This is a genomic window from Nocardioides sp. (assembly GCF_036405735.1).
Lineage (GTDB): Bacteria > Actinomycetota > Actinomycetes > Propionibacteriales > Nocardioidaceae > Nocardioides.
In genome coordinates, this window is the sequence record NZ_DASWXC010000080.1 from 1 (window position 1) to 16094 (window position 16094).

The following is a 16094-nucleotide window of genomic DNA, read 5'->3' on the forward strand; positions in this document are numbered from 1 at the left end:
GACGGCCAACCATCCGGCCGGCCAGCGCATCGGCACGGTCGGCCAGCCGTTCCCCGAGGTCGAGGTCCGCCTCGGCGAGGACGGCGAGCTGCAGTTCCGCGGTCCGCAGGTCTTCAAGGGCTACTGGAACGCCGAGACGGCGACGCGCGACGTGCTGACCGAGGACGGCTGGTTCTCCACCGGCGACCTGGGCGAGATCTCCGAGGACGGCTTCGTGCGCATCACGGGCCGCAAGAAGGAGATCATCGTGACCGCGGGCGGCAAGAACGTCGCGCCGGCGGTGCTCGAGGACCGCCTGCGCGCGCACGTCCTGGTCGACCAGTGCGTCGTCGTGGGCGACGGTCAGCCGTTCATCGCGGCCCTGGTCACGCTCGACCCCGAGTCGCTGCCGGTGTGGGCCGAGGCCAACGGCAAGCCCGCGGACCTGGCGGCCCTGGTCGAGGACCCCGAGCTGGTGGCGGAGATCCAGGCGGCGGTCGACGACGCGAACAAGGCGGTCTCGAAGGCCGAGTCCATCCGCAAGTTCCGGATCCTCGCCCAGAGCTGGACCGAGGAGGGCGGTCAGCTCACGCCCAGCCTCAAGCTCAAGCGCACCGTCGTGATGCGCGAGTGCCGCGACGCGATCGACGCGCTCTACGACTCCTGAGGCGGGCGGCGGCGCCTCGAGTGTCCACGATGTGGGCGGCGATCGGTCACTTCTCCTGACCCGTCCGGACTAGTCCGTTCGCGCGAGACGGGCCGTTCGCGCCCGGGACCCCCGCCTCGTCGCCCGCCCGGTTCAGGTGCGACAGTTGGGTACTGGTGCCTCGGTAGGTGCGCCGGGAGTGGTTGTTGTGGCTGGTGGGACCTGCGACACGGGCGACAAAATCCCTACCATCCAGCCACGGATCACCCTCCGGATCCCTACAGTTCCACGTCGGGGGATGCCTTGCGTGCCGCCGTACGCAAGGAGGGTGGGACTCGGGCCGTCCTGGGAATGAAAGGTCGTCGATGGAGCGACGCAGGATCCTCATCATCGCCGCCGCGCTCGTGGCAGCGCTGGGCACGGTGCTCGTGTTCCTCTACGTGCGGGGCGCGGACAGCCGGGCCCAGAGCCAGTTCGAGACCACCGAGGTGCTGGTCGCCACCGCGCAGATCAACGCCGGCGAGACCATCGAGGCAGCCTCCGCGGCCGGGAAGTTCGCGCTGCAGCCGGTGACGAACAATGTGCTGCTGCCCGACCACCAGGTCGACACCAGCGCCCTCGCGGGCCAGGTGGCGCTGCAGCCGATCTACCCCGGCGAGCAGATCATCGCCACCAAGTTCGGCGCCACCGCCGCCCCCACCAGCGCCCTGCAGATCCCCGAGGACAAGATCGCCATCTCGGTCAACCTGACGGACCCGGCCCGGGTGGCCGGCTTCGTCAACCCCGGGTCGGAGGTGTCGATCTTCCTCAACGGCTCGGACCCGAAGGACGGCCAGGCGTTCACGCGGCTGCTGCTCAGCAAGATCACCGTGATCGGCGTCGGCTCGACGACCCCGGTCTCGACCACCACGACCGACACGACCGGCGCCCAGACGACCGAGCAGCTGCCCCGCACGCTGCTGACGCTGGCGGTCACCCAGGACGAGGCGCAGAAGATCCTGTTCAGCCAGGGCAACGGCGAGCTGGTCCTGGGGCTGCTCAACGCCGGCAGCGTCGTCACCCCGGGCGCCCCCACCACCTACGCCAACCTGTTCGGGTGATGACGGATGCCGGTGATCGTCGAACCTGACCAGGACGTCGTCGCTGTCCTGCTCCGCTCTCTGCCGCCCGGCTCGCAGAGCGTCACCACCCTGGACCGGGCCCGCGCCTGGCTGACGCAGCACCCTGACGAGTACGTCGTCGTGGTCGGCCCCGGCGTCGGTACGCCGGACGCGCTGGCGCTGTGCGACACCCTGCGCACCAACCACCCGACGGTCAGCGTGGCCCTGGTCCGTGAGCAGCTCACGACCGAGGTGCTCACCGCCGCGATGCAGGCGGGTGCCCGCGACGTCATCCTCAGCGGCTCCCCCGACGCTCTGGCGGCGGCCGTGACGCGCGCCTACGAGCTCCACGTCGCCCTGCGCGGCCCCGGCGGCGCCAGCCACGTCGGCAAGGTCATCACGGTGTGGTCGCCGAAGGGCGGCGTGGGCAAGACCACCATGTCGGTGAACCTCGGCCTCGCGCTGGCCGAGGGCGGCGCGCGCAAGGTCTGCCTGGTCGACCTCGACCTCGCGTTCGGCGACGTGGCGATCACGATGCAGCTCTTCCCGACGCACTCGATCGAGCATGCGATCGGCTCGGAGAACTCCGTGGACGCCAACCTCCTCGACGGTCTCCTCACCCGCCACCAGGACTCGCTGATGATCCTGGCCGCGCCGTCGCACCCGGACGTCCGCGACCGGGTCAGCCCGACCCTGGTCTCACAGGTGCTGCGCACCCTGAAGGAGACCTTCGACTACGTCGTGGTCGACACCGCTCCCACCTTCGACGAGCAGACGCTGACCGCGCTGGACGAGACCGACGAGCTGGTCATCGTCGCGACGCTGGACGTGCCGACGCTGAAGAACGTCAAGGTCGCGCTGGAGACCCTCGACATGCTCAACATCGCCCCCGACCGCCGGCACCTGCTGCTCAACCGCGCCGACGACGAGGTGGGGATCAGCCCCGAGCGGGTGGAGGGCATCTTGGGCATGCGCCCGGTCACGCAGGTCACCACGTCGATCGACGTCGCCGCGTCCACCAACAGCGGGCAGCCGATCGTCTCCAAGAACCCCCAGCACGCGACGAGCGCGGCCATCATCGGGCTCGCATCGCGGCTGTCGGGTCACGACATCCAGCCGCCCAGCGGCAGCCAGCCGTCGCACGTCGCGCTCGACGGCGCCCACGCAGGACCGGCGGGCCGGGGACGGTTGCTCAGGAAGCGGAGGTAGCGCCATGAGTCTGGCCGACCGGATCGCCGCCGCGCGTCGCGAGCTCGCCGACGCGATGGCCGCCGCGCAGGCGGAGGACGCCCCCGAGCAGGCACCGGGGCAGACACCTGGCCAGACACCCGGCCAGACACCTGGCCAGGACGCTGCTCCCGGGGGCGCGCCCGTCGCGCCCGTGGCGGGGAAGCGCCGGGCGGAGCCGGCCCCCGAGACATCCCTCGCGCCGGCTCCCGCGCAGACGTCGGGACCAGCGCGTCCGGCGACGCCGCCACCGGCCGAGGCGCCCCGGCGTACGCTCGGCGCCTCCACCACCGAACGGCTGGACCGCCTGGACCAGATCAAGAGCAGCGTCCACGCCGAGCTGCTCAAGCAGATCGGCCCGCAGCTCTACGAGACCGACATGGACGCCACCGAGCTGGAGCAGCGCGTGCGCAGCGTCCTGGGCGAGGTGCTGGCGACGCAGGAGCGGCCGCTCAGCAACAGCGACCGGCAGCGGGTCACCCAGGAGATCTCCGACGACATCTTGGGCTACGGGCCCATCGAGCCCTTCCTGCGTGACCCGAGCGTCTCGGAGGTGATGGTCAACGGCGCCAACCAGGTGTGGTTGGAGCGCAACGGGCGGCTCGTGCCCGGTGACGCTCGCTTCGCCGACGAGAACCACCTGCGCCGCACCATCGACAAGATCGTGTCCCGCATCGGCCGCCGTGTCGACGAGTCCAGCCCGATGGTCGACGCCCGCCTGCCGGACGGCAGCCGTGTCAACGCGATCGTCCCGCCGCTCGCGATCGACGGGTCGGCGCTGACCATCCGCAAGTTCTCCGCCGACCCGCTCACGGCCGACGACCTGATGCGGTTCGGGTCGCTGACGCCGGGATCGCGCCAGTTCCTCGAGGCCTGCGTCCGCGGCCGGCTCAACGTCATCGTCTCCGGTGGCACCGGCGCCGGGAAGACCACGACCCTCAACGTGCTGTCGTCCTTCATCCCGAGCGACGAGCGGATCGTGACCATCGAGGACGCCGCCGAGCTGCAGCTCAAGCAGGACCACGTCGTCCGCCTGGAGTCCCGGCCGGCCAACATCGAGGGCAAGGGCGCGATCACCATCCGCGACCTGGTCAAGAACAGCCTGCGGATGCGCCCGGACCGCATCATCGTCGGCGAGGTCCGCGACGCCTCCGCGCTGGACATGCTGCAGGCCATGAACACCGGCCACGACGGCTCGATCTGCACGCTGCACTCCAACGGCCCGCGCGACACCCTGGCCCGCATGGAGACCATGGTGCTGATGGCCGGCATGGACCTGCCGGTGCGCGCCATCCGCGAGCAGGTCGCCTCGGCCGTCGACCTGATCGTGCACCAGGCCCGCCTCAAGGACGGCTCCCGCCGCATCACCCACATCACCGAGGTGGAGCGGATGGAGGGCGACGTCATCACGCTGCAGGACATCTTCGCGTTCGACAACAGCGCCGGCTTCGACGCCGAGGGGCGCACCCTCGGACGGATCCGGCCCACCGGCCTGCGGCCGAAGTTCCTGCAGAAGATGGCCGACCACAATGTCACCGTCGACCCGATGATCTTCGCGGCGGACCGGCTGTGACGCGCCGGCGCTCGCCCGTGGTCCGCGCTGGGCTGGCTGGCCTGGCTGGCCTGGCTGGCCTGGGAAGGTTGGCAGGGCTGGCAGCGCCGCTCGGGCTCGCGCTCGCGCTGGCCGTCCCCGTCGCGACGGCTTCCCCAGCCGCCGCCGAGCGGCGAGCCGCCGTCACGCACGTTCAGAAGAACGCCGACGGCACGGTGCGGCTGCTCGTCTCGGTGCCGGCCGACGTGGTCGTCGACCTCGACCAGGTCGCCGTCACCATCGACGGCGAGCCGGCCGAGGCGACGAGCGAGGCGGCGGGCCGGGCCACCGGCGTGCGGCGTACGGCCGTGCTGGCCATCGACACCAGCAACTCGATGCAGGGCCGGAAGTTCACCGCGGCCAAGGCGGCCGCCCAGCAGTTCCTCGACAGCGTGCCGCGCGACGTGCACGTCGGCATCGTGTCGTTCGACTCCGACGTGACGACCGAGCTCGCCCCGACCCGGGACCGCGCGGCCGCCCGGGCGGTGGTCGACGGGCTGGCCCTGGACGCCGGCACCTTGCTCTACGACGGCGTGCTGGAGGCCCTGGAGGTCGCCGGCACGGAGGGCCAGCGCTCCCTACTGGTGCTCTCCGACGGCGCCGACGCAGGGCGCACGCCGCTGGAGGACGCGACCACCGCGATCACGGCGCGGGAGGTGCTGGTCGACGTCGTGGCGGTCGACCAGTCCCCCGACGCGCTCGGACCGCTGCAGGCGCTGGCGACGGCCGGGAAGGGCGAGGTCCTGCCGGCCGACGTCGCCGCGCTGGCCGCGACCTTCGCGGGCGAGGCAGCGGCGCTCGCCCGGCAGGTCCAGGTCACCGCCCGGGTCCCCGACGGCGTGACCGCCGCCGAGGCGGCCATCGACGTGCGCCTGCCCACCGCCGCCGGCATCTTGACCGCGAGTGCCTTCGGTCCCGTGCAGGACCCGGCCGCGGCGACGCCCGCCGCGCCACTGGGCGGGGAGGACGGGCTCGTCCTCCCCGAGTGGGGGCTGTACGCCGGCGTGGGGGCCCTCGGCCTGGGGCTGATGACCTTCCTGGTCCTCCTCGTGCCGCGCCCGGCGCGCGCGATGACCGCCGAGGACCGTGTGACGACCTACACCACCGCCACCAGTCGCCGCTCCAAGCACGCGGCCAAGGTCGACCCCCAGGACGCGGCGCTGGCCACCGCCCGCTCGGCCGCTGCCGACCTCCTCAAGCGCAACGCCGGACTGGAGGCCCGCATCGCCAGCCGGCTGGAGGGTGCCGGGAGCGAGCTGAAGCCCGCGGAGTGGCTGCTCGTCCACGTCGCGGTCGTCCTCGGCGCGGGACTGCTCGGCCTGCTCGTCGGCGGGGGCAACGTGCTGCTCGGGCTGCTGTTCCTGGCTGTCGGCGTCGTCGGCCCGTGGGTCTATCTCGGGATCCGGCGGACGCGGCGCCGCAAGGCGTTCCACCAGGCGCTGCCCGACACCCTGCAGCTGATGTCCGGCTCGCTGGCGGCCGGCCTCTCGCTGGCGCAGTCGGTCGACACGATCGTCCGGGAGGGGACGCGGCCGATCTCCGACGAGTTCCGCCGGGTGCTGGTCGAGACCCGACTCGGCGTCCCGCTCGAGGACGCCCTGGAGGGCATCGCCGACCGGTTCGAGAGCGAGGACTTCGGCTGGGTCGTCATGGCCATCAAGATCCAGCGCCAGGTCGGCGGCAACCTCGGCGAGCTGCTCGATACGGTGGCGGCGACGATGCGCGAGCGGGAGTACGTCCGCCGCCAGGTCGCGGCCCTGGCCGCCGAGGGGAAGCTCTCGGCGTGGGTCCTCGGTGGTCTGCCGCCCCTGTTCATGCTCTACCTGCTGATGACGAACCGCGACTACGTCATCGTGATGTTCCAGAGTCCGGTCGGCTGGGCGATGCTGGCGGGCGCGGGCACGATCCTGGCCGTCGGCGTCTTCTGGATGAGCCGCCTGGTGAAGGTCGAGGTGTAGCGCGATGGTCCTGCTCTTCGTGCTCGGGGTGATCCTGATCGGCGCCGCCATCGCGCTCCTCGGGATGGCGTTGCGCCCTGCCGAGGAGGCCGGTGGCATCAACCGCTCGATCGCGGTGCTCAAGGCGATGACCGAGGCCCCCCAGGAGCTGCGCGGCGAGCTGGAGCGGCCCTTCGCCGAGCGGGTGCTCGAGCCACTGCGGGCCCGCGCCCTCCGGCTGGGGCGACGGCTCACCGGCGCGGACTCCGCCGAGCGGATCCGGGCCAAGCTGAACCTCGCCGGCAACCCGCCGGGCTGGAGCGTGGACCGGGTCACCTCCGGCAAGGTGCTGTTCGCCGGCGTCGGCCTGGTGGCCGGGTTCCTGTTCAGCCTGATGGTCAGCGAGACCACGACCACCCGGCTGCTGGTCGCCCTCGGCGGCCTGGTCGCCGGCTTCTTCGGACCGAACCTGTACCTCTACCAGCTCGGCTACAGCCGTGGGCAGAAGCTGCAGCGGGAGCTGCCCGACGCCATCGACCTCATGACGATCTGCGTGGAGTCCGGCCTCGGCTTCGACGCCGCGGTCCAGCAGGTCGCCCGCAACACCCAGGGTCCGCTGTCGGAGGAGTTCGGCCGGATGCTGCGGGAGATGCAGCTCGGCATGGACCGCAGCGAGGCGCTGCGCTCGCTCGGAGAGCGCACCAACGTGGCCGACGTACGCTCCTTCGTCAGCGCCATGGTGCAGGCCGACACGTTCGGCATCCCGGTCGCGCAGGTGCTGCGCATCCAGTCCTCCGAGATCCGGGTCAAGCGGCGCCAGCGCGCCGAGGAGAAGGCCCAGCAGGTGCCGGTGAAGATCACCGTCCCCCTGATCTTCTGCATCCTGCCCTGCCTGTTCATCGCCGTGATGGGGCCGGCGGTCATCAACATCATGAACAACTTCTCGTGATGCTGCACGACCGGCTGTACTTCCGCGTCGCCGGGGTCGCTCGCGCGTTCGTGCTGGTCGCGCTCGCCGTCCCGATCCTGTGGTCGCGCGACACCCCGGCGCTCGTCGCGATCGTCACCATCGGCTCGGTCTGGACGGTCGCGACGATCCTCGACCTGCGTCCATGGGTGCCGGTCGGCGTGCTCACGGCCGGCGAGGGGCTGTTGGTCGGCGCGGTGTGCGGCTCCGCGATGGACTCCTCCCTGGCGGTGCTGGGCGCCCTCACCGTCCCGCCGTTCGTGGCCGGGATCTACCGCGGCCTGTGGGGGGTGGCCGTCGCCCTGTGCGCCGAGCTGACCACCCTGGTGGCGGCGGTGCTGCTGCTGGCCGCCGGCCTCACCCCGGACCAGGGGTACGCCGCCTTCAGCTGGTCGGTCATCGGGCTCGGCCTGGGGTTGATCGGCACCTTCCTCCATACCGCGCTGCTGGACCGCACCGACCCGCTGGCCTCCTACCACTACGCCCAGAGCCTGCTGCGCCGGCTCATCGACATCTCCGACGGCCTCGACGGGGGTCTGGACCCGGTGACCATGGGCGGCGGCATCCTGTCGACGGTCCGCGACGAGCTGCCGACCTCGGTGATGGTGCTCTACGTCCCGCGCGGCGACACCCTCACCCCCCTGGTCACCCGCTCCATCGGCAACCCCGGCGAGCTCAGCCGCTGCGAGGACCTCGCGGTGCGCTCGTGGGTCGAGTGCTCGCCGATCCACGACGGCCGCGCCTTCGCGTTCCCGCTGACCGACGGCGACGGAGTCACGGCGGTGGTCTCGGCGGTGTTGCCGCCCGGCGCGGAGCCCGCCCAGCTCGGGGCCGAGGAGCGGCTGCGGCAGCTGATGAACAAGCTGAGGCCCAGCGCGGTCCACCTCGACACCGCGCTGCTGTTCGCTGCCTTCCGGGACGCCGCGACGGCCGAGGAGCGGCGCCGGCTCGCTCGCGAGATGCACGACGGCGTCGCCCAGGACATCGCCTCGCTCGGCTACCTCGCCGACGCCCTGGCCGCGACCGCGACCACCGACCAGCAGCGCGAGCGGATCGCCCAGCTGCGCGAGCGGATCAGCGCCATCGTCGGGGAGATCCGGCGCTCGCTGGTCAACCTGCGCACGAGCGTCGGGGCAAGCGAGAGCCTCGGCGCCGCCATCGCCTCGATCGCCCGGAACCTCTCCGAGGTCTCGGGCGTGGCCATCCACGTGACCGCCGACGAGCGCACCGACCGGCTCCGGCCCGAGGTCGAGGCCGAGCTGTTCCGGATCGCCCAGGAGGCGATGAACAACGCGGTCAAGCACGCCCGCGCGTCCGCGATCGAGGTGCACTGCCAGGTCCGCGCCCCAGCCGCCCAGATCACCATCGTCGACGACGGGCGGGGCCTCCAGCCGCAACGGCGCGGCTCCCACGGGCTGGAGATCATGCGCGAGCGGGCGCGCCTGATCAACGGCACGCTCGAGATCAGCGAGACCCCCGGAGGCGGCCTCACGGTCGCCGTCACCATCGCTGGTGGCGGGGAGCACGAACCGGAGACCGAGGAGGTCACCATCGGCTCCGGGACCGACACGAGAACAGGAGCGTGAAGCCATGAGCGCAGCCATCCGGGTCCTGCTGGTCGACGACCACGAGCTGATCAGGGAGGGCCTCGCCGGCGTCCTCCAGCTCGAGGAGGACATGGACGTGGTCGCCCAGGCCGGGAGCGTGGCCGAGGCGCTCACGACGTACGCCGCGGTGCGGCCCGACGTCGTCATCGCCGACCTGCAGCTGCAGGACGGCACCGGCCTCGACATCGTCCGCACCATCCGCAAGGAGACCGACGCCGTCGGCCTGGTGGTGCTGACCATGCACTCGGGCGACGACCAGATCTTCGCGGCGATGGAGGCCGGCGCCTCGGGGTTCGTCGGCAAGGACGCGCCGTCCGGCGAGGTCGTGCGCGCGGCGCGCCACGCCGCCGTCTCGCCGCGCTCGTTCGTGTGCGCCGGGCTCGCCCAGGCGATGCTGCGGCGCGCCACGTCGGAGTCGACCCGGCTCTCCGACCGGGAGCACGAGGTGCTCCTGCTGCTCGCCGACGGCCTCGGGGCCGCACAGATCGGCGAACGGCTCTACCTCTCGGAGTCGACCGCCAAGTCGCACATCGCGCGGATCTACCAGAAGCTCGGCGCCGCGAACCGCGCCCAGGCGCTCGTGACCGCCATGCGGATCGGCCTGCTCTCGGCGATCCAGCCCGATCGGCGCCCCTGACCCGCGTGTCCTCCGCGCCCCACCGGGCACCGGGCATAGTCCGAACGGACTATGCGAGTCGACCTGCTCTCCCGATTCGCGGGCGCCGCCCGCGGAGCAGGATAGGACCCGTGAGGCGAAGGCCTCAGGCGCGGGAACCTCTGCAGTCTCGGCCGCAACCAACTCTCAAGGGGAGAATCAAAATGGTGGACTACCTCCGCATCCTGCTCGCCGCTCGCTTCGCCAAGACTGACGAGCGCGGTGCCTCTGCGGTCGAGTACGGCCTGCTCATCGCCGGCATCGCCGCGCTGATCGTCGTGATCGTCTTCGCCTTCGGCGACAACATCCAGGACATCTTCAACGACACCTGCGACACCATCGCCAGCGGCTCGGGCTGCGCCAGCGACTGATCGACGCATCGGGGGTGCCCTGTCCGAGGACGGGGCACCCCCGAGCCGTTCCCTGCGGAAGGACCGCTCGTGAGAGTGTCAGCCAGCCGGGCAGGACGAAGGCGTGAACAGCGCGGCGCGTCAGCGGTGGAGTACGGCCTCCTGATCGCCGGGATAGCGGCGCTACTCGTCGTGATCCTCTTCGCCTTCGGCGACAGTATTCGAGACGTGCTGTTCGAGGACACCTGCGAGGTCATGAAGACGCACAGCGCTATTCCCGATAGCGACTGCACGGACACGAACTAGCGGGCACCGAACTCTTCCGCGATCGCGATCCGCTGCAGCACCGTGGGGTGAGTGCCGAACCAGAACTGCGACCAGGACGCCGGGGTCGGGTCCTGCAGCGAGCTGAGCGCGAGCTCGCGCTGCAGGGCGACGAACGCCCCGGTGTCCTTCGTCGTCTCCAGGGCGGTGACGTCGGCTCGGATCTCGAGCTGCCGGCTCACGGTGTTCTGCACCGGCAGCGCCACCACCGAGGCGAGCGCGAACAGCGCCAGCAGACGGGGTACGCCGCTCGGGTCCGCGGGTCCCGGGGCGCCCTCACCGCGGCGCCGCTCCAGGAGCACTCCCAGCAGCCCGATCCCGACCAGTGCGCCGGAGCCACCCAGCAGCGATCCGGTCAGCACGTCGTCGTACCTCGCGTGAGCGAGCTCGTGGGCCACCACCGCGACCGTCTCGGAGGTGGGGACCTCCTCGACCAGGTTGTCGTAGAGGACCACACGCCGGGTGTCGCCGAAACCGGAGACGTAGGCGTTCAGCGTGGTGGTGCGCCGCGACGCGTCCGCCACCAGGACGTCGTCGACACGGACCTCCTCCTGGGCGGCGAGCCGCAGCACCTCGGTGCGCAGCGGCCCCGCCGGCAGGGAGCGGAAGTCGTTGAAGAGCGGCTCGACCAGCAGCGGGTAGACGAAGGAGCCGAGCAGCACCAGGACCGCGAGCAGGCCACCGGCGACCGCCGGCCAGGCCCGCCTCCACCGCCGGGCGCACGCGAGCAGAACGACGATCGCGAGCGACGTCCCCACCGCCGCGACTGCCACCCCGAGCGCACGGTCGACCGCGTAGCCGGCCCAGTCCTGGTGGGACAGGCCGACCTGCCGCTGGCGGTGCCGCACGAGCACGCTCGTCGGCAGCGTCACCAGCGACCCGACCACGGTGAGCGTGACGACGCCGAGCGTCGCCCGCAGCCACCAGGGGCCGCGCAGCCGCGCTATCAGCCGCCGCCCCACCGGAGTGAACCCGAGGACGCAGGCGGCGACGAGTGACAGCACCAGCCCGGTACGGCTCCACAGGCGCGCCCAGCCGGAGAACTCCTCGGCGGCGTCCAGCTGGTGCGGCGTGAAGACCGTGTCGGCCGGGGGCACCGGCGGCATTCCGCCCGGGACCGGCTGCCACGGAACCCTCGTCGCGGCGAGAACGACGAACGCCACCAGGCCGGCCGCCAGCACGGCGGCGGCTACGCTCCAGGCGGGCGTGCGCGGGCTCCTCATGAGGCCACGTCTGCCAGGTGCTGCCGCCAGGCTCGGGTAAGCCCGGCCAGTCCGAGCCCGGTCTCCTCGCGGAGCGTGGCGTCGAGGTCGGCTCCGTCGCCCACCCGGTCGTAGATCCGGACCAGCGCCGCCTCACCGGACCGGGCGGCCAGCAGCCGGCAGGCGAGCCAGGCCGCTTCGTACTCCGCCCCGAAGCCACCCGACCTGGCGTCGAACTCCTCGGGTCCGGGCAGCCGCTCGGGAAGCCCCTGCTTGCGCACCCGCTCGATCAGCTGACCGGCGGTCGTCGTCAGCGGCAGTCGCACGTCGCGCAGCGCGACGTAGTCGGCGAACCCCTCGGCCAGCCACAGCGGCAGGCGGGGGTTGGTCGCCGCGCCGGTCGCCAGGTGCGTGGCCTCGTGGGCCAAGACGATCCGCATCCCGGCCGGCTCCAGCCGGCCCATCACGACCGGGTTGACGAAGACGTGGACCGGTGCGGTCCGAGCCGACGAGCCGTCGACGCTGGCCGTCACGGCCGCGACGGCGGCGTACTGCCCGGAGCGGGCGTCGAGCGCTGCGGCGAGCTGGTCACCGTCCGCGGGCACCTCGAGCACCAGCCGGCCGTCCCAGTCGGGCAGCACCCGTCGGACGGTGCGCACCGCGGCCGGCATCAGGCGGGCATAGCGGTCCGCGACCGTGGGCCCGCCGGTGGTGAGCACCAGGGTGGCGCCGGCGCGCCGGACCTCGAGCGGACCCGCGAGCCACAGTGGCACCCGGCGCTGGGATCGGTCGATGCCGCTGATCGCGACGCCGTTCTCGGTCGCGGCGAAGCCGACGGCGATCTCGGTGCTGGCCATCTGGTCGTCGTGGCCTGTGAGTCGCCAGGTCAGCTCGACGGCCGCCTGCCAGCGACCCGACTCCGAGACGGCGCCGAGCTCGTCGACGTAGCGCGCGCTCAGTCCCGCCACCCCGATACCGGCGGCGTTGCGGGCCGTGGCGGCCAGCAGGTCCGCGGCCGCGGCGTCGCCCTCCCGGGCGAGCCGTACGGCGGCCGCCGGATCGCCCGTCGCCAGCGCGGTGACCCAGTCGGCCAGCGTGCGGGCCGCGCCGGTCGGGTCGGCAACGGTCCCCGCGCGCTGCTGGGGTGACGCGACGTAGTCGTCGCGGACCAGCGACCGGACGCCGATGACGCTGCCGACGGCCGCGACGAGGACCAGGCACAGCACAAGGCCGGCCGCCCACCACGGTGGACGACCGGCCTTCGTACGCATCAGGAGATCAACAGTAGACCAGCGGCGGGCTGGGACAGCACCGTGATAGAGCCGGAACCCTGCTGGGATCAGCCGGGCCGGACCGCGCCGGTGTACGGCATCGAGTAGAGCGGGGAGATCTTCACGCCCTCGCCCGGGCGGGCGGCGTGCACGATCATGCCGTTGCCGAGGTAGATGCCGACGTGGCTGATCGGGCTGTAGTAGAAGACCAGGTCACCGGGGCGCAGGTCGCTGGCGGCGACGTGCGGACCGGAGCCGTACTGGGCGCGGGAGGAGTGCGGCAGGGAGACGCCGGCGGCGCCCCACGCGCGCATCGTGAGGCCGGAGCAGTCGAACGAGCTCGGGCCGGCGGCGCCCCACACGTAGGCGTCGCCGATCTGGTCCATCGCGTAGGCGATCGCGGCGCCGGCGCGGCCGCTGGCGGGCACGTCGGTCGGCACGCGGACCTCGCCGCGCGACAGGATCGCCCGACGCTCCTCCGCCTTGAGCTCCTCCAGCAGCTCCTCGGCCTCGGCCAGCTTGGCCTCGACCTTCTTCTTGTCCGCGGCGATCGAGGCCTCGGTCTCGGCGAGCTGCGCGGCGCGCTTCTCCGCGGCCTCGCGGCGCAGCGAGACGGCGCGGACCTGGGTGGCGTAGTCCTGGTGAAGGGCGGACTGCACGTTGTCGAAGGCCGACATCGTGCTCAGCCGGCCCAGCACGGCCTGGGGATCGTCGGAGACCACGACCTGCCCGACGGCCGAGAGCTGGGAGCCCTCGAACTGCTGCAGCATCGAGTCCCGGAGCTGGTCGCGCACGACCGCGAGCTCCTCGCGCTGGCGCTTCTCGTCGGCCTCGAGGCCGGCAAGCTCCTCCTCGAGGGCGGTCAGGCGCAGCCGGGCCTCGTGGTAGTCCTCGGTCGCCTGCTCCGCCTCCTGGTAGAGCTTGTCGACGCGGGCCTGCACGCTCTTGATGTCGGGCTCGGCCTGGGCGGGCGTCAGTCCGCTCAGTCCCAGGGTCCCCAGCGGCGCGGCGAGTGCCAGTCCTGCCATCGCTGCGATGGCGCGCTTCCGACCGTTCAGCACGAGCGGGCGGTCTCCCTTGCGTGTCGTACGCCTACCAGGTGAGCTGACGGGTTCGGGCACGACTCGCCCTACCTCCGCTCGCTGCCGGCCGTGGCCGACGTACGCGCGAAGGATTCACCCCAGATGGCGCCGTCGGTGACGGCACCGGTGGTTCCCCGGCTCCTCACCGGCCACCCGAGGGTTGCCGGCTCAGACTCAGCGCGACGCCCGCGCGGGTCGGTCGACCCACTCCCACGGGCGTCTGAGCCTCGAACTCTAGTCGCCCGTCGGGACCCAGGCCAATCAAACGCGCCTGTTCACCGGCCGCGCTCGGAGGCATTCGTCACGCCGACTCCACCTGGGCTCCCGGCTCGGCCGAGACCATCCGGAGGGGTGGCACCAAGCCGCCCGCCGCCAGCACGTCGAGCGCCGCGCGCTCGTCGTCGCCGATGGCCAGCTCGGGCGGTGGTCCGAGCAGCACCGTGACCACGCAGTCGTGGCACGCCAGCCCCCGCACCAGGCAGGTGTCGCAGTCGATCCTCGTTGTCATGCCGCTGACGCTGACAGGCGCCACCGACAGTGGCGACGGGAGCGGCGGCGCGCCCTTCGCGTGTTGCGGCGTGTCGCAGGGTGTTGCCGCGTGTCGCCGGGGACTGTCGGCGGCTCGTCCTAGCGTCGACCGCATGAGCAGCACCACCCCCGTGAGGACCCGATGGGAGCAGCAGCGCGGCTTCGACGAGCTCGGCCGGCCGTTGCGCGACGTCACGTTCTGCGTCGTCGACCTCGAGACCACCGGCGGGTCTGCCGAGGCGGGTTCGATGATCACCGAGATCGGTGCGGTCAAGATCCGTGGTGGCGAGGTCCTCGCCGAGTTCCAGACCCTGGTCAACCCGCACGCCGAGATCCCGCCGTTCATCGCCGTGCTCACGGGCATCAGCAACAGCATGGTCGTCGACGCGCCGCCGATCGAGGCGGCGCTCCCCGCCTTCTTGGAGTTCGCGGCCGGCTGTGTGCTGGTCGCCCACAACGCGCCGTTCGACGTCGGCTTCCTCCGGCACTTCGCCGAGCGACAAGGGCGCCCGTGGCCGGCGTTCGAGGTCCTCGACACCGCCAAGCTCGCCCGTCGGGTGATCACCCGCGACGACGCCCCGAACTGCAAGCTGTCCTCGCTGGCCGTCGCCTTCGGGGCGAGCACCACGCCCAACCACCGCGCGCTGTCCGACGCGCGCGCCACCGTCGACGTGCTCCACGGGCTGATGGGGCGGCTCGGCAACCTCGGCGTGCACACCCTGGAGGAGCTGCAGGCCTTCACCGGCCGGGTCACCCCCGCCCAGCGCCGCAAGCGTCATCTCGCCGAGGCGCTCCCCCACGCTCCGGGCGTCTACCTGTTCGAGGACGATCGCCGCCGGGTCCTGTACGTCGGCACCTCGCGCGACCTCCGCACCCGGGTCCGCAGCTACTTCACGGCCTCGGAGACCCGCTCCCGGATGGGCGAGATGGTCGGTCTGGCCGCCACGGTGACCGGGATCGAGTGCGTGACGACGCTCGAGGCCCAGGTGCGCGAGCTCCGCCTGATCGCCGAGCACAAGCCCCGCTACAACCGGCGCTCGCGGTTCCCGGAGAAGATGCACTTCGTCAAGCTCACCCGCGAGCCCTGGCCCCGGCTGGCGCTGGTGAAGAGGGTGCTCGACGACGATGCCGACTACCTCGGCCCGTTCTCCTCGAAGAAGGCCGCCGAGCGCTGCGTCGCGGCCCTGCACGACACGTTCCCTGTGCGCCAGTGCACGGAGCGGTTGGCGCGCCGCCCGGCGAAGTCGCCGTGCGTGCTGGCGGAGATGGGACGCTGCCTCTCCCCATGCGACGGCAGCGTCGACGAGGCGACGTACGCCGATGTCGTGCTCCAGCTGCGCGAGGCGCTGCGGCAGCGGCCCGACCAGGTCCTCGAGACGATCAACGCGCGGATGGCCCAGCTCGCTGCCGACGAGCGGTTCGAGGAGGCCGGCGCCTACCGTGACCGGCTCGCCGCCTTCGTCCGCGCCGCCGCGCGCACCCAGCGGCTCTCCGCGCTGACCCGTTGCCCGGAGGTCGTGGCTGCGCGGCGCCGCGACGACGCGCGGTGGGAGGTCCACGTGGTGCGCCACGGCCGGCTCGCCGCCGCCGGCGTCATCCCCGCCGGCGCCGACGCCCACGGCTACGTC

The 16094-nt window shown here is 72.3% G+C and carries 14 protein-coding genes, 1 pseudogene and 1 riboswitch; of the genes and pseudogenes, 11 read left to right on the top strand and 4 right to left on the bottom strand.

All coding sequences use genetic code 11. From position 1 onward, the window contains the following. From VGE38_RS12840 to VGE38_RS12885, 10 genes and pseudogenes are all read left to right on the top strand, one after another. A pseudogene (locus VGE38_RS12840) lies at positions 1–646 on the top strand (long-chain fatty acid--CoA ligase); the annotation flags it as partial. Positions 647–990: 344 nt separating this feature from the next. Further along, entirely contained in the window at positions 991–1725 is a 735-nt protein-coding gene (cpaB, locus tag VGE38_RS12845) for a Flp pilus assembly protein CpaB (protein WP_331142939.1), read from the top strand. A 12-nt stretch (positions 1726–1737) separates the two neighbouring features. Beyond that, entirely contained in the window at positions 1738–2934 is a 1197-nt protein-coding gene (locus VGE38_RS12850; RefSeq protein WP_331142940.1) for a CpaE/TadZ family protein, read from the top strand. Between the two features lie 4 nt (positions 2935–2938). Next, positions 2939–4525 carry a TadA family conjugal transfer-associated ATPase gene (locus VGE38_RS12855; RefSeq protein ID WP_331142941.1) on the top strand — a complete coding sequence of 529 codons (1587 nt, stop codon included), beginning with the start codon at positions 2939–2941 and terminating at the stop codon, positions 4523–4525. Between the two features lie 68 nt (positions 4526–4593). Further along, complete coding sequence (locus tag VGE38_RS12860) at positions 4594–6501, top strand: type II secretion system F family protein (RefSeq protein WP_331142942.1); 1908 nt, start codon at positions 4594–4596, stop codon at positions 6499–6501. Positions 6502–6505: 4 nt separating this feature from the next. After that, positions 6506–7429, top strand: a complete 924-nt coding sequence (locus VGE38_RS12865) for a type II secretion system F family protein (protein ID WP_331142943.1) — start codon at positions 6506–6508, stop codon at positions 7427–7429. Next, positions 7429–9033, top strand: coding sequence for a sensor histidine kinase (locus VGE38_RS12870; RefSeq protein ID WP_331142944.1), 1605 nt, complete (start codon positions 7429–7431; stop codon positions 9031–9033). The genes VGE38_RS12865 and VGE38_RS12870 overlap by 1 nt, the downstream gene beginning before the upstream one ends. A gap of 4 nt (positions 9034–9037) precedes the next feature. After that, the gene (locus VGE38_RS12875; protein ID WP_331142945.1) at positions 9038–9691 is read left to right on the top strand and encodes a response regulator; all 654 of its coding nucleotides are present in this window, start codon (positions 9038–9040) and stop codon (positions 9689–9691) included. Between the two features lie 182 nt (positions 9692–9873). Next, entirely contained in the window at positions 9874–10080 is a 207-nt protein-coding gene (locus VGE38_RS12880) for a Flp family type IVb pilin (RefSeq protein WP_331142946.1), read from the top strand. A gap of 75 nt (positions 10081–10155) precedes the next feature. Continuing rightward, a complete protein-coding gene (locus VGE38_RS12885) occupies positions 10156–10365 on the top strand; it encodes a Flp family type IVb pilin (protein ID WP_331142947.1) in 210 nt (69 codons plus the stop codon). Here VGE38_RS12885 and VGE38_RS12890 read toward each other — a convergent pair. From VGE38_RS12890 to VGE38_RS12905, 4 genes are all read right to left on the bottom strand, one after another. Then, positions 10362–11606: a M48 family metalloprotease gene (locus VGE38_RS12890; protein WP_331142948.1), complete on the bottom strand. Its 1245-nt coding sequence runs from the start codon at positions 11604–11606 to the stop codon at positions 10362–10364. The genes VGE38_RS12885 and VGE38_RS12890 overlap by 4 nt on opposite strands. Beyond that, positions 11603–12856, bottom strand: coding sequence for a hypothetical protein (locus tag VGE38_RS12895; protein ID WP_331142949.1), 1254 nt, complete (start codon positions 12854–12856; stop codon positions 11603–11605). Before VGE38_RS12895 ends, VGE38_RS12890 begins: the two co-directional genes overlap by 4 nt. 68 nt (positions 12857–12924) lie before the next feature. After that, complete coding sequence (locus VGE38_RS12900) at positions 12925–13884, bottom strand: C40 family peptidase (protein WP_331142950.1); 960 nt, start codon at positions 13882–13884, stop codon at positions 12925–12927. Between the two features lie 59 nt (positions 13885–13943). Beyond that, a riboswitch (cyclic di-AMP (ydaO/yuaA leader) is annotated at positions 13944–14118 on the bottom strand. A 121-nt stretch (positions 14119–14239) separates the two neighbouring features. Then, the gene (locus VGE38_RS12905; RefSeq protein ID WP_331142951.1) at positions 14240–14446 is read right to left on the bottom strand and encodes a hypothetical protein; all 207 of its coding nucleotides are present in this window, start codon (positions 14444–14446) and stop codon (positions 14240–14242) included. A 133-nt stretch (positions 14447–14579) separates the two neighbouring features. Between VGE38_RS12905 and VGE38_RS12910 the strand changes: the two genes are divergently transcribed. After that, the coding region (locus tag VGE38_RS12910; RefSeq protein ID WP_331142952.1) for a DEDD exonuclease domain-containing protein at positions 14580–16094 on the top strand (1515 nt) is incomplete at its 3' end.

Bases quoted from the DNA above. Each gene is read 5' to 3' on its own strand.
- cpaB (WP_331142939.1), top strand. From the start codon at position 991: ATGGAGCGACGCAGGATCCTCATCATCGCCGCCGCGCTCGTGGCAGCG.
- VGE38_RS12855 (WP_331142941.1), top strand. From the start codon at position 2,939: ATGAGTCTGGCCGACCGGATCGCCGCCGCGCGTCGCGAGCTCGCCGAC.
- VGE38_RS12865 (WP_331142943.1), top strand. From the start codon at position 6,506: ATGGTCCTGCTCTTCGTGCTCGGGGTGATCCTGATCGGCGCCGCCATC.
- VGE38_RS12870 (WP_331142944.1), top strand. From the start codon at position 7,429: ATGCTGCACGACCGGCTGTACTTCCGCGTCGCCGGGGTCGCTCGCGCG.
- VGE38_RS12875 (WP_331142945.1), top strand. From the start codon at position 9,038: ATGAGCGCAGCCATCCGGGTCCTGCTGGTCGACGACCACGAGCTGATC.
- VGE38_RS12880 (WP_331142946.1), top strand. From the start codon at position 9,874: ATGGTGGACTACCTCCGCATCCTGCTCGCCGCTCGCTTCGCCAAGACT.
- VGE38_RS12890 (WP_331142948.1), bottom strand. From the start codon at position 11,606: ATGAGGAGCCCGCGCACGCCCGCCTGGAGCGTAGCCGCCGCCGTGCTG.
- VGE38_RS12895 (WP_331142949.1), bottom strand. From the start codon at position 12,856: ATGCGTACGAAGGCCGGTCGTCCACCGTGGTGGGCGGCCGGCCTTGTG.
- VGE38_RS12900 (WP_331142950.1), bottom strand. From the start codon at position 13,884: ATGGCAGGACTGGCACTCGCCGCGCCGCTGGGGACCCTGGGACTGAGC.
- VGE38_RS12905 (WP_331142951.1), bottom strand. From the start codon at position 14,446: ATGACAACGAGGATCGACTGCGACACCTGCCTGGTGCGGGGGCTGGCG.